24 protein-coding genes are annotated in these 20,171 nt (G+C 37.6%); 1 reads left to right on the top strand and 23 read right to left on the bottom strand.

The window, feature by feature from the left end; genetic code table 11:
- Nucleotides 1-6: 6 nt before the first annotated feature.
- The 20 genes from F7888_RS15765 to F7888_RS15860 all read right to left on the bottom strand — a co-directional run bounded on the left by F7888_RS15765 (nt 7) and on the right by F7888_RS15860 (nt 15,143).
- Complete coding sequence (locus F7888_RS15765) at nt 7-609, bottom strand: hypothetical protein (RefSeq protein ID WP_191781130.1); 603 nt, start codon at nt 607-609, stop codon at nt 7-9.
- 720 nt (nt 610-1,329) lie between these two features.
- Complete coding sequence (locus tag F7888_RS15770) at nt 1,330-2,223, bottom strand: polyprenyl synthetase family protein (protein WP_191781089.1); 894 nt, start codon at nt 2,221-2,223, stop codon at nt 1,330-1,332.
- Between the two features lies 1 nt (nt 2,224).
- Nucleotides 2,225-2,458, bottom strand: a complete 234-nt coding sequence (locus F7888_RS15775) for an exodeoxyribonuclease VII small subunit (protein WP_191781091.1) — start codon at nt 2,456-2,458, stop codon at nt 2,225-2,227.
- Complete coding sequence (gene xseA, locus F7888_RS15780) at nt 2,451-3,812, bottom strand: exodeoxyribonuclease VII large subunit (RefSeq protein WP_191781093.1); 1,362 nt, start codon at nt 3,810-3,812, stop codon at nt 2,451-2,453. The genes F7888_RS15775 and xseA overlap by 8 nt, the downstream gene beginning before the upstream one ends.
- A gap of 48 nt (nt 3,813-3,860) precedes the next feature.
- On the bottom strand, nt 3,861-4,250 hold the full coding sequence (gene nusB, locus F7888_RS15785; RefSeq protein WP_191781094.1) for a transcription antitermination factor NusB: 390 nt from the start codon (nt 4,248-4,250) through the stop codon (nt 3,861-3,863).
- 202 nt (nt 4,251-4,452) lie between these two features.
- Entirely contained in the window at nt 4,453-4,860 is a 408-nt protein-coding gene (locus tag F7888_RS15790; protein ID WP_191781096.1) for an Asp23/Gls24 family envelope stress response protein, read from the bottom strand.
- 23 nt (nt 4,861-4,883) lie between these two features.
- A complete protein-coding gene (gene accC / locus F7888_RS15795; RefSeq protein WP_191781098.1) occupies nt 4,884-6,236 on the bottom strand; it encodes an acetyl-CoA carboxylase biotin carboxylase subunit in 1,353 nt (450 codons plus the stop codon).
- 15 nt (nt 6,237-6,251) lie between these two features.
- Nucleotides 6,252-6,755 (bottom strand): acetyl-CoA carboxylase biotin carboxyl carrier protein, encoded by a 504-nt coding sequence (gene accB / locus F7888_RS15800; RefSeq protein ID WP_191781099.1) that lies wholly within the window; start codon nt 6,753-6,755, stop codon nt 6,252-6,254.
- A 308-nt stretch (nt 6,756-7,063) separates the two neighbouring features.
- The gene (locus F7888_RS15805) at nt 7,064-7,693 is read right to left on the bottom strand and encodes a SpoIIIAH-like family protein (protein WP_191781101.1); all 630 of its coding nucleotides are present in this window, start codon (nt 7,691-7,693) and stop codon (nt 7,064-7,066) included.
- Nucleotides 7,694-8,362 (bottom strand): stage III sporulation protein AG, encoded by a 669-nt coding sequence (gene spoIIIAG, locus F7888_RS15810; protein ID WP_191781102.1) that lies wholly within the window; start codon nt 8,360-8,362, stop codon nt 7,694-7,696.
- 4 nt (nt 8,363-8,366) lie between these two features.
- Nucleotides 8,367-8,987: a stage III sporulation protein AF gene (spoIIIAF, locus tag F7888_RS15815; RefSeq protein ID WP_191781104.1), complete on the bottom strand. Its 621-nt coding sequence runs from the start codon at nt 8,985-8,987 to the stop codon at nt 8,367-8,369.
- A gap of 12 nt (nt 8,988-8,999) precedes the next feature.
- Nucleotides 9,000-10,172: a stage III sporulation protein AE gene (gene spoIIIAE / locus F7888_RS15820; protein WP_191781105.1), complete on the bottom strand. Its 1,173-nt coding sequence runs from the start codon at nt 10,170-10,172 to the stop codon at nt 9,000-9,002.
- 21 nt (nt 10,173-10,193) lie between these two features.
- Entirely contained in the window at nt 10,194-10,601 is a 408-nt protein-coding gene (gene spoIIIAD, locus F7888_RS15825) for a stage III sporulation protein AD (RefSeq protein WP_191781132.1), read from the bottom strand.
- The gene (gene spoIIIAC / locus F7888_RS15830) at nt 10,598-10,804 is read right to left on the bottom strand and encodes a stage III sporulation protein AC (RefSeq protein WP_090857815.1); all 207 of its coding nucleotides are present in this window, start codon (nt 10,802-10,804) and stop codon (nt 10,598-10,600) included. Before spoIIIAC ends, spoIIIAD begins: the two co-directional genes overlap by 4 nt.
- 19 nt (nt 10,805-10,823) lie before the next feature.
- Nucleotides 10,824-11,339 carry a stage III sporulation protein SpoIIIAB gene (gene spoIIIAB, locus F7888_RS15835; protein ID WP_191781107.1) on the bottom strand — a complete coding sequence of 172 codons (516 nt, stop codon included), beginning with the start codon at nt 11,337-11,339 and terminating at the stop codon, nt 10,824-10,826.
- On the bottom strand, nt 11,336-12,265 hold the full coding sequence (spoIIIAA, locus tag F7888_RS15840; RefSeq protein ID WP_191781109.1) for a stage III sporulation protein AA: 930 nt from the start codon (nt 12,263-12,265) through the stop codon (nt 11,336-11,338). Before spoIIIAA ends, spoIIIAB begins: the two co-directional genes overlap by 4 nt.
- Before the next feature lie 93 nt (nt 12,266-12,358).
- Complete coding sequence (locus F7888_RS15845; RefSeq protein ID WP_191781110.1) at nt 12,359-12,640, bottom strand: YqhV family protein; 282 nt, start codon at nt 12,638-12,640, stop codon at nt 12,359-12,361.
- A 183-nt stretch (nt 12,641-12,823) separates the two neighbouring features.
- Entirely contained in the window at nt 12,824-13,381 is a 558-nt protein-coding gene (efp, locus tag F7888_RS15850) for an elongation factor P (protein WP_191781111.1), read from the bottom strand.
- 54 nt (nt 13,382-13,435) lie between these two features.
- Nucleotides 13,436-14,497 carry a M24 family metallopeptidase gene (locus F7888_RS15855; protein ID WP_191781112.1) on the bottom strand — a complete coding sequence of 354 codons (1,062 nt, stop codon included), beginning with the start codon at nt 14,495-14,497 and terminating at the stop codon, nt 13,436-13,438.
- 109 nt (nt 14,498-14,606) lie between these two features.
- A complete protein-coding gene (locus F7888_RS15860; RefSeq protein WP_191781113.1) occupies nt 14,607-15,143 on the bottom strand; it encodes a YqhR family membrane protein in 537 nt (178 codons plus the stop codon).
- 332 nt (nt 15,144-15,475) lie between these two features.
- On the opposite strand from F7888_RS15860, the gene F7888_RS15865 reads away from it, so the two are divergent.
- Nucleotides 15,476-15,865 (top strand): SA1362 family protein, encoded by a 390-nt coding sequence (locus tag F7888_RS15865; protein ID WP_191781114.1) that lies wholly within the window; start codon nt 15,476-15,478, stop codon nt 15,863-15,865.
- Between the two features lie 19 nt (nt 15,866-15,884).
- On the opposite strand, the gene F7888_RS15870 is transcribed toward F7888_RS15865, so the two are convergent.
- The 3 genes from F7888_RS15870 to F7888_RS15880 all read right to left on the bottom strand — a co-directional run bounded on the left by F7888_RS15870 (nt 15,885) and on the right by F7888_RS15880 (nt 19,986).
- Nucleotides 15,885-16,769, bottom strand: a complete 885-nt coding sequence (locus F7888_RS15870; protein ID WP_191781115.1) for a patatin-like phospholipase family protein — start codon at nt 16,767-16,769, stop codon at nt 15,885-15,887.
- Nucleotides 16,770-16,889: 120 nt separating this feature from the next.
- On the bottom strand, nt 16,890-18,653 hold the full coding sequence (locus tag F7888_RS15875) for a vitamin B12-dependent ribonucleotide reductase (protein WP_412096008.1): 1,764 nt from the start codon (nt 18,651-18,653) through the stop codon (nt 16,890-16,892).
- Nucleotides 18,654-19,083: 430 nt separating this feature from the next.
- The gene (locus F7888_RS15880) at nt 19,084-19,986 is read right to left on the bottom strand and encodes an LAGLIDADG family homing endonuclease (protein ID WP_191781117.1); all 903 of its coding nucleotides are present in this window, start codon (nt 19,984-19,986) and stop codon (nt 19,084-19,086) included.
- Nucleotides 19,987-20,171: the final 185 nt, after the last annotated feature.

A 20,171-nucleotide genomic window follows, 5' to 3' on the forward strand; every position in this document is an offset into this window, starting at 1 on the left:
GACCACTCACTTTCGCTTCGAATTTCTCTTTTTCTTTTTATCCTTTATTAACACTATATTAAACTTATCTTCAAGAAAATGGAAGATGCGTCCTACTTGGAAGATAATATTCGTTGACGATCTAATGGCAATCGACTTCCCTAAAGCTTTTCCACCTACCGTTAAGGCGGCGACTAAGCTAGTAAAGATAACTGAAACAACATAATGAAAAATTGATCCATCTGTTTGATTATAAGAAACTGTTAGTTGCAATACAACAATTGCCGTAGCTGTACCACTAATGATTCCAGAAATATCACCGATTACATCATTACAAAAGCTAGCAAAACGGTCTGCATTTCTTATGATTTGAATGGCACTTTTAGAACCATTGACTTTCTTTGATGCCATCGCATGAAAAGGAACCTCATCTGCGGCTGTCGCTGCAATTCCTAGCATATCAAAAAAAATACCAATAAGTACAATAATAAAAACAACAATCGTTCCTATTGCCCAAGTTAGTCCCGTTAGAGCGAAGGTTGAAACAATAGTAAAAATAGCCGCTAACACAAAAGTGATAACGGCAATACCTAAGCTCCAATTTATTGATTCGCGTATATGTGGTTTCATAATATCATTTGCACATCCATCCGGTTTCAAACGTACTAAATTCACCTATGTAAAAGGTGGTCATATGAAAAGTAAATTTTACGGCTTAGGTCCAGTAGGATTTCCCAAATAGGTACCAAGTGTTGCCACAATGGCGGTTTCCCATTAAACCTATTTTAGCGTCGTCACCGAGTGCTAGACTGGATTACCACTTAGTCCGTACTGCAATCCTTAACATATGTCATGCGAACAGTCTAGGAGTTTTCCTCGAAACATCCCTTAACCATTTCCTAGCCTCTTTTGCAGAGTTAATTTCATATGGGCTAACATTTAACTCATATATCAATGGCCAACTGATGTATGAATCTTCAACCATAATCCCCTTAACTCCACTCAAGGCAGGCTACGCTGCTTGAATCTCGTGTAACATGAGAGACCAATACAGGTTCATACCCCACCCCATAGAATCATACAGACTTCTACAAAAATGGGCCTCCACGGAAGCAGGGTCAACGCCCACATGCCATTGTGGATCGCCCTACAACCTTAACCCCCAGCATCAACCCAAGGCTGGGCGCCTCAAGCCAACGCAAGGGACTTCATCGATGTGCCCTTTGACGGATTTTTAGGCCCGTCTTCAGAAATGGAGGAATGACTAGAATACTGCACCACCAAATTTCTTAGTATATTATATCATATTCTACGTTTTTTCTCAATCTAGTGTCAGAATGGGGAATTCCTTTAGTTTTGTCTTGTCCCAACTAAATCGCATAGATATTCTAATACCTCTGTATCTATTTTAAGTTCACTTAGAATCTTCATGGCTTGATTAATATGATGCTCTTGTTTTTCTTTTGCTCCATCAATTGTTAATAATGAGGGATATGTATTTTTATGATTAGATTCATCACTACCTACAGGCTTACCAATCGCCTCTACTGTACCTTCAATATCAAGAATATCATCTCTAATTTGGAACGCGAGTCCAAGGTGCATGGCAAATCCCTCTAACATTTCAAGCTGTTTTGTCGTCGCATTAGCGATAATACCAGCCGCTTTGATACTGAATGCAAGCAATCTACCAGTCTTATGATTATGTATATATTCAAGTTCAGATAAGGTGAGTTTTTGACCTTCTCCTTCAATATCTGCTACCTGTCCACCAACCATTCCTTCTGCTCCTGCTGCTTTCACTAATTCAGTAATTAACTTCAGCTTTGTTTCTGGTGAGACATGTTCTTCGCTCATTTCAGATATGAGCTGGAAGCTGTATGTGAGTAAAGCATCACCAGCTAAAATTGCGTTAGCTTCTCCAAAGATAATATGATTTGTAGGCTTTCCTCTACGCAAATCATCATTATCCATACTTGGTAGATCATCGTGAATAAGGGAGTATGTATGGATCATTTCGATTGCACATGCGGCAGGGAGACCAACCTGTTCATCACAACGAAAGGCTTTTAACGTTGACAATAAAAATAGAGGTCTAATCCTCTTCCCACCTGCTTCAAGCGAATAACTCATCGCATCTTTTAGAATATGAGGAGCATCTAAACGCTCAATATATAACGGCAGAGCTTGTTCAACATTTTTCTTTTGTAAAGACAAATAGTGTGATATTTCCTGTATTTTCACCCTATTCTTCCTCCTGAATCGTAAATGGTTCCAGCTTTCCGTCTTCCTTCAAAATCTGATCCATTTGTTTTTCTACCGTTTGTAATTTATCATGACAAAGCTTTGAGAGTTTCATCCCTTCTTGAAAATAATTGATGGCTTTTTCAAGAGGCACGTCTCCTTCTTCAAGCTTTGATACAATCTCTTCAAGATTTTTCATTGCTTCTTCAAATGTCATTGTCTTTTCTTTACTCATTTAATTGTCTCTCCTCTACCCTTATAACTTGGCAGTCAAGCTGACCGTCTTGTAGTCTGACCTGAATAGAGTTTCCAGGTTCCACTGACTTCACACTTTTTAACAATGTGGCTTCTTCGTCATAAACAATACTAAATCCTCTTTCCATAATTTTCAAAGGGCTTAGCGCGTTTAATTTCGATAGAGTTGCATTAAATGCATGGGTTTGTTCTTTTAATATTCCCTGAAACTCCTTATGAAGAGCTTTTTCAAGCTGTTGAAGCTCCTGCATTGCTTTTTGCCTTTTCTCCTCAGGATGCTGATGGGTTAAGCGTAGTAACAAGGTCTTATATACGTCTTGTTTATTTTTGATCGTTCTAAAGGATTCATTTTCAAATTTATCAAATAGACGATCAAGCTGTTGCTCCTTTTGAGCATACAAATTCTTGGGATAACGGAAGGCATATGACTTTTGCAAGGAAGACAACCGGTCATATTGAAGGGTTAGTCTTTCCTTCATACTTCTCAAAGCCCTAGCTTGTCTCACTGATATTCGCTCTGCTAATTCAGCCATGTGAGGAACAGCAAGCTCTGCTGCTGCAGTTGGTGTGGGTGCACGTAAATCAGCAACAAAGTCAGCAATGGTAAAATCTGTCTCATGCCCAACTGCTGAAATGATCGGGATGTCTGAATCGAAAATCGTTCTAGCAACTAGCTCTTCGTTAAATGCCCAAAGTTCTTCAATGGAACCACCACCCCGTCCTACAATAAGCACATCAATACTGCCTAATTGATTTGCATTTGCAATTTGACGAGCAATTGATTTTCCCGCTTCATTCCCTTGAACAAGGGCAGGAAGTATCACTACATTTGCGACAGGATATCTTCGCTTAATCGTTGTTAAGATATCACGAATTGCAGCACCAGTTGGAGACGTAATAACCCCAATGGTTTGTGGGTATGTCGGCAATGGCTTCTTGTATTTCTCTAAAAACATGCCTTCATCCTCTAATTTCTTTTTTAGCTCTTCATAAGCTAAATAAAGATTACCAATCCCATCAGGTTGCATTTCCTTCACGTAAATTTGATAGCCCCCAGAGGATTCATAGACAGTGATTTCCCCACGAAGAAGAACTTTCATCCCATTCTCAGGTGTGAAATTCATCGAGCGATTATGACTCGAGAACATAACAGCTTGCATTCGCGCATGCTCATCCTTTAATGTAAAATACATATGCCCACGACTATGGGATTTGAAATTTGAAATTTCTCCTCGAACCCAAATATCCTGCAGATGTGGATCATAATCAAACTTTCTTTTTATGTACTTTGTTAGAGCACTCACGGTTAAGTAACGTTTTTCAGATACACTCATGTTAAACTCCCTTACAGGTATATCGATTTGACATTTTCATTGATGAAATTAATTCAATCCTGTTGTAACCTTTGACAAGACTGCATTAATGAATCGACTTGAGCTCTCATCGCCAAATGTTTTTGCTAATTCAATTGCTTCATCAATACTTACTTTAGGTGGGATCTCTTCAAGATGATTTAATTCATAGATCGCTAAACGTAAAATCGAACGATCCACATTTGCTAAACGCTCTAAATTCCACTTCTCTAAATTCTTTCGTAATAAGATATCAATTTCTTCTTTATGTTCAACAACACCAAGTACAAGCTGTGTTAAAAACTCATCTGCTTCTTCATCTTCTAATACACTTTCAATCGCTTCTCTTGGGTCACTTTCACTCATATCAATTTGAAATAATGCCTGTAATGCTTTTTCTCGTGCTGTTCGTCTTTTCATTTGTTTGTTCTCCTTTTAACTTCGACAATTATTTTACCTACATCATAGCATATTTTTCACACGCAAGAAAATATTGCTCTAAAAAAAGCAAAATGCCAGTCACCACATTTCGGGTAGTGCCATTTTCCAATCAACTGAAAAGAAAATGAGACCCGAGTGATGACAGGCATTTACGCTTATATCAACTTTATTGATTTATAACTTAAATTTCTTGATCAACAGGTGATTCTTGCTTTTGATTTTCAAACACGACACCAACAACATGAATATTCACTTCATCAACCTCTAATGCCGTCATATTGAATAAAGCTTGGCGGATATTATCTTGGATTTTTTGCGCAACATTTGGAATCGAAATTCCAAAATTCATCGCACAGAACACATCCACAACTACCCCAGTTTCAGTAAGTTCTACCTTAACACCTTTGCCGTGATTTTTCTTCCCCAAACGCTCAACCATACCTGCTGCAAAATTCCCACGCATTTGAGCAACACCTTCAACCTCTGAAGCTGCAATTCCAGCAATAACCTCGATTACCTCTGGTGCAATTTCCACTTTCCCTAGGCTATTGTTCCCTTGATTCATTTCTAAGATATTATTTTCAGACATTCAATAGCACCTCCTTTATTAGTTTACGACTTCATTACATCATATAATTCAAGAAACTTTGTATTAAATTCCCCTTTTGCAAATTGTTCATGCTCCATTAATTTCAAATGGAATGGGATTGTCGTATGAATTCCTTCAATCACAAATTCGCTTAATGCTCTTTTCATTCTTGAAACGGCCTCTTCACGAGTTGCACCATATGTAATTAATTTAGCAATCATTGAATCATAATATGGCGGAATGGAATACCCTGGGTATGCTGCAGAATCAACACGAACACCCAGCCCTCCCGGTGGTAAATACATATTGATTTTACCAGGAGATGGCATGAAATTCTTTTCAGGATTTTCAGCGTTTATTCTACATTCAATCGACCATCCGTTAAACTGAACTTCTTCTTGTGTAAGCGAAAGCTTCTCACCTGAAGCGACTTTAATCATTTCTTTAATTAAGTCAACACCTGTAACCATTTCTGTGACAGGATGCTCGACCTGAATTCTTGTATTCATTTCCATGAAATAGAATGAATCCTCATTATGGTCATAAATAAATTCAATCGTCCCTGCACCTGAGTAATTTACTGCTTTAGCTGCCTTAACTGCAGCCTCTCCCATTTTACTACGAGTTGCTTCAGAAAGTGCTGGAGAAGGTGTTTCTTCTACTAACTTTTGTAATCGACGTTGAATGGAGCAATCACGCTCTCCTAAATGTATAACATTTCCGAAATTATCAGCCATTACTTGAATTTCAACATGGCGGAAATCTTGAATATATTTTTCTATATACACACCAGGGTTACCAAATGCTGTCGCAGCCTCCTGCTGAGTAATATTAATTCCTTTAATTAGCTCTTGCTCATTTTTAGCTACTCGGATTCCTTTGCCTCCGCCACCTGCAGTCGCTTTGATAATTACAGGGTAACCCATTTCATTCGCAAGTTCAACAGCTGCTGCTGCATTTTCAACAATTCCTTGAGATCCAGGAACAATCGGAACACCAGCTTCTCGCATTGTTTCTCTAGCAACATCCTTAGTACCCATTTTTGTGATGGCTTCTGGGCTTGGTCCAACAAATATGATATTACATTCACGACAAAGCTCCGCGAAATCTGCATTTTCAGCTAAAAAACCATAGCCCGGGTGAATTGCCTGACTCTCTGTTAGCTTAGCAACACTTATGATATTTGTGAAATTTAAATAACTGTCCTTTGATGCTGTTGGCCCTATACAATAAGCCTCATCTGCTAATTGAACATGCAGAGATTCGCGATCAGCCTCAGAAAAGACTGCAACTGTTTCAATACCTAACTCTTTACATGCTCTGATAATCCGAACCGCTATCTCACCGCGGTTCGCGATCAGTAATTTCTTAATCATATTTTTCGCTCCTTACTATGCCTTTACAAGAAATAGTGGTTGTCCGTATTCAACAAGCTGTCCATTTTCAACCAATACTTCAACAATTTCACCTGTAACCTCTGCTTCAATTTCATTGAATAATTTCATCGCTTCAACTATGCAAACAACTGTATCTGGATTTACCTTATCGCCAGCCTTTGCATAAACTGGTGAATCTGGTGATGGGGATGAATAGAATGTCCCTACCATAGGAGAAGTGATTTTATGTAAATTTTCTTTCCCCGTTTCTTCAGATGCAACAACTGCTGTAGCTTCTTGCTTCGCCTCTACCTGTGGTGCTGGCACTGCTTGTGCTACAGGTTGTGGAACTAACGTAGCAGGCTGTTCAACAATTGTTTGAGCTTGAGGTGCTGCAGGAATAACCTCTTTGTGTTTCTTCATTTTAACTTTTGAACCCTCATGTTCAAACGTAAACTCATCAATAGAAGATTGATCAATTAATTTAATTAACTCTCTGATTTCTTGTATTTTTAACATGATCTTACACTCCTTACTTTAATTAAAGAGACCCCTCATACACTGAATGCATTTAGGTGGTCATACCACTCCATCATACTTCATCTTTCATTAAAATACTATCATAAAATATTACTGTTAGTATTAGTACCTCATACTAACATGATACGATAGAGCGTAATCTCATTCAAGTAATAGCAGAATGTTTCATAAATCCATGTAAATTATACCATATGAAGAAAATGGTATTATAGTACAGTTCACCTATTTTTTCTTGATAAGAAGGGCGCATCCATGATGGTGGATACGCCCTGATTTATTCTTTATGGTTATTTTGAGTCAAAAGTAACAACGACATTTTGTAAATCTGCCATTTCACTTCTAACAAGTCTGATAATTTCGTTAGCAGCCGTTTTTGAATTTTCTTCAGCTTTTACAGTGATTTTCACTTCAGGGCCATCTGCACGAACAAGTGCATCTTCATATCCTTTTCCTTTGATTAGCATTTCTAAGAATGTTTCTTTTGCACTCACATCCTGCAACTCACGCATTTCTTGATATGCTTTACTCTTTTCTTCAGCTGATACATCTTTTGAAGCAACTCGAGCTTGTAAATCACTTCTTACTTGGCTTCTGTAATCCTCAATTTGCATACGAAGCTCTGTGAATAATTCATCACTTGCAACCGATGATACTAGTGAACCGTCATCAGCTTCTTCAATTTGAACATCAATACCTTCTTCTCCTTCGCCTTCACCTTCAGCTGGCTCTTCTTTTTCAGCAACTTCTTGTTCAGATCCTTCTTCTGTTGCTGTTTCATTATTTGCTTCCTCACCAGTCTCTTGTTCGAATGCAAGATTGTCATTTGTAACATCTGGTGAAGTAATATAATAGACTGATAGAACCACAACTAAACTTAACATCGTCAATAACCAAACTGTTTGCTTTTTCAATAACATTTATGAATCCCCCTTAGTTTTTTTAGGCATTACTGCAACTTTATGTGCTGGTACATCCAACCCTTTTGTTACAGCTTCAAGCACTAATTGTTTTATTTTAATGTTGTCAGCACCAGAAGCAACGACGAGAACACTTCTTATCACAGGTTTTTCAATTTTCACGATAATGGGTTCTTCATCATTTTCTGCTCTAACGATGACAACTTGTTCATCAATTGAGGTGTCCTCTACATTTCTTTCACCACCATTTGGATCCTTTTCCTTCGTTGTCTGGCTTTGAGTGATGATGTTTTTTTCGAGAACCTTTGTTTCTGTTGCATCCACATTCACAACGACGGTTACATCGTCAACACCCATAATACTTTCTAATGCTTCCTTTAAGTCGTTTTCATATTTGGTTTCATATTCAGAGATGGCTAATGACTCAACTGAGTCTTTTTGTCCAAATGTCTCGACATCATCTTGTGAACTTGTTGTGTTCATAACCGGAATTGATGATTGAGTAGTTGTACCATCTGAAAAAAGATTGCCAACTAACATAAAGACAATTCCAGCTGCTAGAATCATGAGAATATAACGATTTTTCTTCGTCTTTTTGTCAGGCGGATTATCCTTTGATTGAAAAAATAATTTTTTCATAGAATCTATAAATCCTTTATCTTTATCCATGTTCCTACTCGTTCCCTCCTTCCACAGTAACTTCAATCATTTCTGTGTGAATTTCCCATTCAGTAGATAAATAAGTAATAATAGGTTTGGTGTCCATTTGTTGATCCTCTTGTTTTGGCTGTTTGGAGGTATCAATCACAATTGGCTTAATGACTGGAATTTCATTTGAACCACTACTTTGACTAGTTAATACCACTTTGATAGAGGCAATGTCCTCGTAGCTCGGCTCTTGTGAAATTTCTTCTTTAAAGGTAGGGTCAACCACAGCTACCTCAAGACCATATTTCTCCATCAACTCCTCTTCGACCTGAGATTTCATTTGGACAGCCATTTGTTCTAAAATATATGCACGATTTGAGGCTTGTATTTCTTTTTTTTTCATTTCTATCAAATTTTCCATATTTTTTTCATCTGCGACTGGTGTCACACTCATCGATTGAACTACTTTATCAAAGTCTTCTGATATAAAATTAAATAACGGAGTTAATATAATCACAATCAAAATCAGCCCAGTTACCATCTTGACGTACTTTTGCATACTAGAATTCGGTAGGAGCATATCAATAATTGTTGCTAGTAAAATAAATAAAATGATATTTGTAATCCAATCAGTTAAATAACTCACTACAATTCACCTCTATCGAACCATCATCGTTAGATTTCCAGCTGCAATGATGACAGTAATACTTAAAAAGAACATTAGGGATACGATAGCCAGGGCAGCAAAGATATAGATCACACTCTTACTTATGACATCTAGACAGGCAATGACTGGTCCACCTCCACCAATCGGTTGAAGGAGGGCTGCAGCAACCTTATATATGATTGCTAGTGATAACACCTTCAATGCAGGAAAAGCAGCTAGTAATAATAAGATAACGACTCCCACAATCCCGACTGTATTCTTAAGCAATACCGAAGCACTAATCACCGTGTCAGTTGCATCTGTAAACATCCTACCTACTACTGGAACAAAATTCCCTGTAATAAACTTAGCTGTCCTTATCGTGATTCCATCAGCTACTGCCGCTGAGGCACCTTGCACTGAGATGACTCCAAGAAAGATAGTCAAGAACGCACCAAGTAGGCCAATACTGACATTTCGAATTAATTGAGCAAGCTGTGTCACCTTGTAATTCTCACTAATCGTACTAACAATGCTTAATAAAGCTGAAAGAAACAGAAGTGGAAGAACAATATATTGAATCAGCATTCCGCTTGTATTCATCAAAAATAAGATTAATGGGTGAAAAAAAGCGGCAGAAGCTAGTCCACCTGATGAAGCGATTAATGCCAGTAGTAATGGAACGAGCGCCAGGATGAAATTAGTCATCGTCGAAATCGCTTCTTCTGTATACATAATCGCAAGCCTAAAACTATTTAATGCGATGATAATTAGCACCATATAAACAAGAGCATAGGCCACTTTACTAACCGTACTTTTTTCAAATGAATTCTGTAAGGTTTGTAGAAACGTAGAGAAGATCGTTAACATAATTAGTGTGCTAAGCAGCTTTCCATTAGCAATTAATTCATAAAAGATATATTTCACAAACCCCAATAACCATTCTTTAAGAGAGAGCTTCTTTTCTCCACTTATAAATTCAACTAGTGACCCCTTTTGACTTTCAGGCAACACTCCACCATAATCTGATACGACTTTTTCCCAATATACTTTGATTTCATCTAATCCTAGATTTTCAATTTGTTCCTTAACGAGACTGTCATCTTGGGGAGAAGCTTGTACAATCTGTGGCAAAGTTAATAGAACGAAAAAAATGATTAAGAATGAGAGAGTATATCTATTCATTGTTTCACCCCTTAGGTATCACTACCTTGGTATCAAATTTATGACTGTTTCGATGATGACCGTTAGGATCGGGATGGCCATCGCTAGAATGAGAATCTTTCCTCCAAGCTCAATTTTCGAGGCAATGGCACCTTGTCCAGCATCCTTCGTTATTTGAGCCCCGAATTCAGCAATATAAGCAATCCCAATAATTTTTAATATCGTCTCCACATAAACCATGTTTACATTTGCATTGATCGCTATTTTCTCAAGCATCCGAATAATGTCAGAAATTTGATCAACTAAAAATAGGAAAATCACACACCCAACAAACACAACTAACATAAAAGCAAATGTTGGTTTTTGTTCCTTAATAATAAGGGCTAAAAAAGTCGCGACTAACCCTAAGCCTACAATTTGGATGATTTCAATGGCTAATCCCCCCTTTATCCTTGAAAAAGGAAGACTGACTTAATTTTTGCAAACAATTCTTCAACAATCGTCGCGACCATAAATAAAATATAAATAAAGCCTAGAAGTGTTACCCACTGGGCGTATTCTTTCTTTCCCATCTGATCTAATATAGTGTGGAGAAATGCAACAACGATTCCTACACCTGCAATCTGAAAAATGACATTTACATCGACTCCCACAAGCTTCTCCCCCTATTTACTACATCAACAAGATGATTAACAATAAACCTGATAAAAAACCAAGACTCTTAATCATTCTTTCATATTTCGTCTGTTTGTCCCTTGCTTCAATCTCTTCCTGTTCGAGCTGCGTTAACGCTAAAAGAATATGCTTTTGCTGTGAAATGCGATCACTTTGACCAAGTGTTTCACCAAATTGCTTTAAAATCTCATATTCTCCTTGCTTAAAGGCAGTTAATTTCCATACCTCTTTCATGCTATCTTCCCACGCCTGCCTCACCAGTGTTTCACCAGTTCTTAGCTTCTTACTAAACGTATCAAAGAATAATGAAAGTGGCTTTGGCATTTGACGAGACAGATTTAACGCAGCCTCATCAAGAGGAATATGTCCATACATGATTTCTGCTTCTAACGACTTAAGAGCTGTTCGTAAGTATCGTAATTGACGTGGACGTTCAGTTAGATGTCTGGAGACTTCAAATCCAATCCAAGTAGATGCTGATATAATGAGAATCGCTCCAATGACTTTTATCATGATGAAACCCTCGCAGGATTTGGATAAATCTTCTTCCCATACTGGTCTAGAATCGTTTTTATAGTACCTGGCCCTTTGGCTCTTGAAAGCTCTATAAATCGTTCAAATACACCAATCTCTAATAACGGTCGAAGTGTCGGTCTCTTATATAAGTCTGATAATTGATGACCATGGACAGTGATGATTAATGATACTCCTGCATTAACAGCTTCAAGAATGCTTTCACTGTCTTCTTGGCGACCAATTTCATCTACGACTAGGACATCTGGGCTTAATGAACGAATCATCATCATCATTCCTTCTGCCTTTGGACAAGCATCAAGCACGTCCACTCTTGGACCAAGCTCTTGCTGAGGAATTCCTTTTACACAACCAGCAATCTCTGAACGTTCATCCACAATCCCTACCTTGCTTGATGGAATTCCATTCAATTCATCTCCAGTACTAATGATCCTCGCAAGATCACGCAGTAATGTTGTTTTTCCTGTTTGAGGAGGACCAATAATAACCGTGTTTTTCCAATAATCCTTGTACAATAACGGTACATATGGAGCAGCAATTCCAATTTTTTGCTTAGCAATCCTTATATTAAATGACGTGATGTCTCTGATGGCCTTGACCTTACCTTGCTCTGTGATTACTTTTCCTGCAAGCCCTACTCGATGTCCACCTTGAATGGTGATATAGCCTCTTTTAAGCTCTTCTTCAAGAGCATAAATCGAATAATGACTGAGCCTATTTAACAATTGAATTCCTTCTTCTGCAGTGACGATATGAGTTTGAAAATGAGGCTTTCCACCTACAACAAATTCTAGAGGTCTAGAAACTCTGACTCTAATCTCTTCCATTTTTTCTTTTAAAGTAGGAGGATAGCTTCGGATAATATCTGCAATCGCTGCTGGTAACAACTCGACAATCTCTTGCATTGTGATTCCTCCGTTATCATTTATTCCAGTCACTTTATATTTCAATGTATGCAGGCTTGACCACTTTATGCCAGTTTGGACTAGCAAAATGACCTATTTATAGATTCCAAATAGAATTAACCCCACACCTAGTGCAACAAAGAATAGTTTTGAAAATGAAAGATCATCTGCCATACTTAATAATCCAATAGCCATTGTTGTGATCAATACAACAGGACCCACCACCGCTAACATTGCATTAATCGCGATTGCCTTTTTTACATCGTTAAATACAAGCATCAAAATGGCCGCAGTTAATTCAATCGATGCCGAAAGAAATCGCAATCCTGCCATTGATAGTACACTTGTTTCTATTAAAGATAGCCATTTTCTCATACAAATCCCCCAACATGATTAGAAAGTTATTTGTACAACCTATGCACTTGTCCTGGTTTTAAGAAGTGAATTTTTGAAAGTAGTGAATATTAATAGTTTCTGGAGAAATGAAGGAGTATGTTTTAAAAAGGAAATAAAAAAATACCTACTCGTTATGTGGAGTAGGTATTTCATCGACTAATATTAAGCTCTTGAAACGTAAGACGCTTCAGTTGTGTTAATGATTAACACGTCACCTTCATTAATGAAAAATGGCACTTGTACTGATAATCCAGTTTCTAAGATCGCTGGCTTAGTACCGCCAGAAGCAGTATCACCTTTGATTCCTGGCTCAGTTTCAGCTACTTTTAACTCAACTGTGTTTGGTAATTCAACACCAAGAGTTTCATGACCAAATGTCATAATATGTACTTCCATGTTTTCTTTCAAAAACTTCAATTCATATTCAATCGCTGCAGCTGAAAGTTCGATTTGCTCATATGATTCATTATCCATGAATACGTGCATATCACCGTTTGCATATAAGTATTGCATTTTACGGTTTTCAATTTGAGCTTTTGCTACTTTTTCACCAGCACGGAATGTTTTTTCCTGTACAGCACCTGTTCGTAAATTACGTAATTTCGAACGTACGAATGCAGCACCCTTACCTGGCTTAACGTGTTGGAAATCCATTACACGCCAGATTCCTCCGTCTACCTCTATTGTTAAACCTGTACGAAAATCATTTACTGAAATCATCTAAAAAAATCCTCCTAATATAAAATCCACTTCTTACTAGAGATTGTGCCTCACTTATAGAATAATTAGCTCTTTACTTGAATAGGTTAATGATTCATTCCCATTATCAGTAATCACTGTATCATCCTCGATTCTTACGCCACCAAGGCCAGCGATATAAATACCTGGTTCAACTGTAACCACCATACCTGGAACTAAAACCGTATCAGACTTTGTTGAAAGACCAGGTTGCTCATGAACCTCCATGCCTAAGCCATGTCCTGTTGAATGACCAAAATACTGACCATAGCCTTGTTCGGTAATGTAGTCACGAGTTAGGGCATCTGCTTCTTTTCCAGACAATCCTGGTTTAATGCCTGCCATACCACGCAATTGTGCTTCAAGTACAACATCATAGATCTTCTTCAACTCATCACTTGGCGTTCCAACAGCAAAGGTTCTCGTGATATCAGAGCAATATCCCTTATAGTACGCTCCAAAATCAAGCGTAACAAAATCACCTTTTTCAATAATTTTGTCTGTAGCTACTCCATGTGGCAATGCTGAACGAACACCCGAAGCAACAATAATATCAAAGGATGAAGAAACAGCTCCCTGTTTTCTCATAAAGAATTCTAGTTCATTTGATACATCTAACTCACTAATTCCAGGACGAACAAAGCCTAGAATATGTGTGTATGCGGCATCTGCAATCTCTGCTGCTTCCTTTAATATCTTAATCTCTGATTCAGACTTAATCAAGCGTAACTTTTCAATTGCATTTGACACTGGTACTAATTCAACTGAAACTGCATTTTCATAGGCTGAATACGTCGAAAATGATAAATCATCTTGCTCAAATCCAAGCTTCGTAATTCCCATTTCAACTGCTTGCTTTGCTACTTCATCAATCAGTTGACCTGTATGCTGTACAATTTCAAACCCTTTAATTTGTTTGCTAGCCTGTTCAACATAACGAAAATCTGTGATGAACACAGCTTTTGTTAAAGAGATTAAAGCGACACCAGCTGTTCCAGTGAAATCAGTTAAATACCTTCTGTTATAGCTATTTGTAACAAGCAATCCATCTATTCCAAGATCTTTGAAGCCCTCACGCAATTGTTCAACTTTCCCCATCTCAATATCCTCCCCATCACTTAGTATTCCCTATGTAATTCATTGGTTCATTTATAAAAAAATAGAATGCTCTTCAAAGAACATTCTACCATAAAGAACTTCAGACAAACTACTCATTTGCCGCTAATACTCTTTTTTGATTAGCCAACTCAGTTGTCTCAAAAGAAATAGAGTAACCGATAAACACACCATATAAAATGTAAAAGCAAATAGTAGTTATATTTGTATTTCTATCTAAATCTGCTAAGGATTTCAACCCAGGGAAAATTGGATTTAATATATAGAATACCAAGATCCACAAAGCTACACCAAATATCATTCCTACCCAAATTTTTTGGAACCTTCTTAGCAACGCATAATACAAAAGTGCAACTCCAATTGATAACACACCAATAACGGCAATTCCAATAAATTGACCTAATACACGATCCTTCCACTCGCCAACTGTCCAAGGCTGTAGAACAAGATTTGGGCTGATTTCTGTGAAATTAAATATATATGCTAGATAATTCAACAAACTCCAAAAAAGACCCCCAAATAGACCGGTAACAACTACTTTTGCTATCATTGGCATCGGTTCATCTGGTTTATTTTGTTCTAATCGTGGATTATGTTTTTCTTCTTTTCCCACAATCAACACCTCCATTTCCTATTATGCCCTACAGTGTGTTAACTATTTATTTGGAAAAGAAGGAAGAAAATCCTTCATACATATGAACTTAGTAAAAAAGTTGGCTGGCCTTGTGTAAAAGAGGAAATTCTTGGGTAAAATAATGTTAAAGTAATCTTTTACCTAGAGGTTTGTGTGATTTTCTTGTAAAATATAAGTAGATGATTTTTTAGTCAAAGCTATTTAGTGAACGCTTATACAAAGGCTTGTACATATAGGAAATATGAAGAAAATGTATAATTTATGCAACAAGCTGTAGATACAGTAATACAATTAATAAAAGAGTGTGAGTCAGGGAGGTGTTTCTCATGAATCGTCGACGTATGGATTTAGTAGTTTATTCGATTATCATTTTAGGAATTGTAGGTATTCTTTATATCCTCTTTACAGATCCATCCAGATTATTGATGCAGTTAGGTTCCATTGTGTTATTTGCTGGAATTATCTTCCTGGTATATAAGTTCGTTATGAAGAGACGTACTGGAGGAAATGAATATTCTGCCTATTTACGTGCAGCAAAACGATCAAAAAGACGTTTCAATGAGCAAAGCCACAAAAAACCAATTTCTAAAGTGGTCGATGCAAAAAAACTCTCGTCAAGTACAAAAAAATCAACTCAGAGTCGAAAAGGACCTACTCCCCACTTAACAGTGATTGAAGGAAAAAAAGGAAAAAAGAAGAATCGAGCGTTCTTTTAAAGGCTCGGTTCTTTTTTTGTTAATATGTCCACGTCTTTAGAAATTTCTCTGTCTTTTCTCTTCCAAAAGTGATGAGCTTATCCCGCTCTTGATGGTTAAGACTAAAATCAGTTGTCAAACCTGACTCGACGGGAATGAAAACAATATTTTTCTCATGCTTTCGAGAAATATATCTTAAGTCATGCGCCTTCATCATCGTATCAAATAATGAAGAAAATAAGTCAATCGCGTTATTTATTTTATTTACTGGTTCTTTTTTTGTATTGGCAGACAGTTTAATTCCAAGGATAGGACGTTCCTGTCTTGATGTTCCATTATCAAATAACCAAATAGGAAAATTACTTAGAACACCACCATCAACGACTAATGAGTACCCTGTGGGTGGTCTTAATTTCACTGGTTCAAAAAAATAAGGAAGACTACAGCTCATTCGTACAGCTCGAGCAACAGAGAATGTATCTGGATTTATGCCATAGGTTCGTAAGTCATCAGGAAGTACAATAAAAGTTCCTCTTGTTAAATCAGAAGCAACTAATTTTAAGGATCCTGGAGGTAGATCTCCAAACGTGACCACACCTTTTGCCGCTAATATTTCTTCAAGCCAAGCCTCAAGTGCCTCCCCTTTATATAAACCAAGTTTTTTATACAAGAACAGCCATTTTGCGATTGGAAAAGGGATAATCATTTTTCTTGCGTCCAAAAAATCCGAAAGGTTCACTTCATTCATGATTTTTGTCATTTCGGTGCTCTTATACCCAGCAATTACTAATGATGAAATAATCGCTCCCGCACTCGTTCCAGCTACTCGTTTTAGCTGAAATCCTTTCTTCTCAAGTGCTTCATAAGCCCCAATAAGAGCAAAACCTTTGATGCCACCTCCAGAAAAAACCCCATCAATATACATGACGCCCCTCCTTCGTTATTCTACCCTCTCTACATTTTTATGGGTTAATGAAGGAAATAGTATAAAAAACGATAAAAAAGCCCGTTGCTGTTATTTACAGCAAACGGGCTAAATTTCATTTTACAATCCACACTTCAACTGTGCACCACAGCCAGTACACGTGTTACAACCACCAAGGTCCTCTACCGTACCTTGACGACAAACTGGGCAAGTGTTACCAACCTCTGAACCGATTGTTACATTTGTTGAGCGAAGGTCATTGATGGTGTCAACTAAAACCACATGGCTCTTCTTTGTTTCAGTTGATTTCACTTCAACCTCGTCAAATGTATTTTCTTCTGCTTTTAGGGTAAGAACTTGGGAGTCACGGCTTCCATCCACATAAACGGTACCGCCTTTTGCTCCACCTTTGTACAAGCGCTCATACACAGCCTCAACTTGCTCAACAGTATATCCTTTCGGAGCATTTACTGTCTTACTGATTGAACTATCAATCCAACGTTGAATAATACATTGAACATCAGCATGTGCTTCTGGAGCTAGCTCCATCGCTGATACAAACCAACTTGGTAACTGATTTGGATCTGCTTCTGGGTGCTTATCTAGATATTCTTGAACGATATCAGCTTTTACTTCAATGAATTTCCCTAAACGTCCACTTCTAAAGTAAGAGAACGAGAAGTAAGGCTCTAATCCAGTAGATACTCCAACCATTGTTCCGGTACTTCCCGTCGGAGCAACAGTTAGTAAGTGAGAGTTACGAATACCGTGTTCTAGAATTGATTCACGAATATCCTCAGGCATTTTCTTCATGAAACCAGTATTAGTGAATGCCTCTCGAAGACGATTTGTTTCATTTCCCTCTCCATCAAGGAATGGGAAGCTACCTTTTTCTTTCGCTAGCTCAACTGATGCACGGTATGCTGATGTTGCAATTGTTTCGAACACCTCATCAACTAGTTTATTACCAGCTTCTGAACCGTACTCTGTTTCACAATAGATGAGCAAATCATGTAATCCCATTACGCCTAGACCAACACGGCGCTCACCAAGTGCTTGCTTTTTATTTTCTTCAAGGAAGTAAGGCGTTGCATCAATAACGTTATCCTGCATTCTTACTCCTACTTCAACTGTTTTCTTAAGCTTTTCGAAGTTAACAGTTTTCGTTTCTTTATCAGCCATCTCAGCTAAGTTAACCGCTGCAAGGTTACACACTGAATATGGTGCAAGTGGTTGCTCACCACACGGATTTGTTGCAACAACTTGTTGACCATATGCTTTAGCATTTGTCATGTCGTTTGCATTATCAATAAAGAAGATACCTGGTTCTGCTGAGTAAGTGGCACAGATATTGATTAGGTTCCAAAGTTCTTTCGCTTTGATTTTGCGATACACGCGTACTTTGTGACCTAGCTTTTCCCACTGGCGTACATCCCCAACCTTATGCCATTCTTCATTGTAGATCTTCATTTCTTCTTTATCATAGCTTTCTACATCTGGGAATTTAAGTTCATATTCTCCGTCCTCTTCAACTGCTTTCATGAAATCCTCAGTTAAACAAATGGAGATATTTGCTCCTGTTAAGAACTCAGAATTATGAACACTATAATTTCCACCAGTGCTTAATTTCAGCTCTGCATCTTTAATAATCTGTTCACTAAATCCACCTAATCCAGGAATTTGTTTGTAATTAATAATCCCTTGGTACATAGCTTCTTCTTGCTCTGTCAGTGGGGTGAATTTTAATTTATCTTGAGCGTATTTTTTAATCGCATCATCATTTGTATTTTCAATTAAGAATCGTAAAATTCTTGGATTTTGCATTTTTGAAATGATAAATTCCATAATGTCGGGATGCCACGTATCTACCGTCCCTTTCGAGATACTTTAACTCTGCAATTAAGCAGACGGTCTAGACTATATCATCACCCTCAGCATCATCTGTTAGGGGCCAGGCGCTTCGAAAAGGAGTGCTCCTTCCCTACTCTACTCTTTCTCCTAAAGAAAAATTTCGATAGTCTTTGAACCTTCACCTAAACGGTGCTTGGCTGCGAATTGTCCAATTCAACCAATTTTTAAGCATTTCACGCTCACCGTTTCCAGTCACGTTGTAGCTTGATTGACTCTAAGGATTTCCTCGCAATTCACCTGATTTACTTGTCACTCATTTCTGAATGACGCGGACTAGTATTTCGACAAAATGATTGTCTTTTGTCAATCCGCTAACATAATCATCTGAGCCAATATTGTTACTCACTTAAATAGTGGGGTAGGTCATTTCTGCCTACCTCTTACACTTTCATGTAAGATCAGACTATATCTTCAAAGAAGAAAATTTATTAAATTTGCGTTGCAACTTTAGGTCACTATCGCTATACATCTTGTCATAGATTTTACAGAGGTCTTTAAAGCTGGATATATATAGATCATAACAACCTTGTTTTTGACTAAAGGAATGAACATTTTCTCCTATGCCTTGTTTTTTAAAAAACAGTAGAATTTCTTCAAGCAATTCGAGGTTTCCTGTAATTCCAAATCTTGCTTTTAAATAAGTTTTTGCAGACTTGGTTTTTCTTGTATATGTTCTACTGTACACTCGAATGTGCCCATCAGCATCAAAAATACCTCTAAGGAAATGCCATTGAAGTTTTTTGTCCTTAAGCTCGATCCATTTTTCATACCCAGTTTTGTTAGGTCCAACACCCAATTTAATAAGATCATTAGCCATCACAGTTGAATTAATAACAAGTGAGTATTTGTTTTGTTCATTCAAAGCTCGCTTCTTTCTGAACTTAACTATTTCTTCCAGTCCAAATACTCTAGCTATATCGTAAACAAGGTCTTTATCTTGTTCAGCTAATGTTATTATAATTCTTTTCGATGATCCATCTTTTAGGCTAATTGTTCCATCTCCTAAAATAAATCCAAGAATGTATGCTTTGTTAGGAGTCTCAATTGTCTTAAAGAAATCTTCATCGTAGTCATAAATCTTTGAAGCAAGTTTGCCGGCCTCACCCGGTGTCCTTGGTTCAAAAAACTTCAATTCTTTATTCCATCTCAACAATGTCCCTCTGTTTACCCCAAGCATTTTAGCAATAGACACTTGACTTTGCCCTTCTTTATGCAACGCAACTATTTTATTAATAAGTTCTTCTTTGTCTTGCGCCCTATAACCACGTCTCCGTATGTTATAGCTTACTTCTTCCTTATCATGCATCTCACTAACCACCTTGTTCAACTTATTCCGTTATTACAGGAGGATAGGAACAGCAATGACAGTAGGAAGTTTTAGTAGTCGTTGAACGTTCATCTTTGTTTCCAAAGATGCTTCGCTGCTGATTGCCCATAATTATCCCAATCCTTTTTTAACATTCACGCTTGCCGTTACCAGCTACGTTGTAG

Source organism: Litchfieldia stipae, from assembly GCF_014837155.1.
In the GTDB taxonomy this organism is placed as follows: Bacteria; Bacillota; Bacilli; order Bacillales; family Bacillaceae_L; genus Litchfieldia.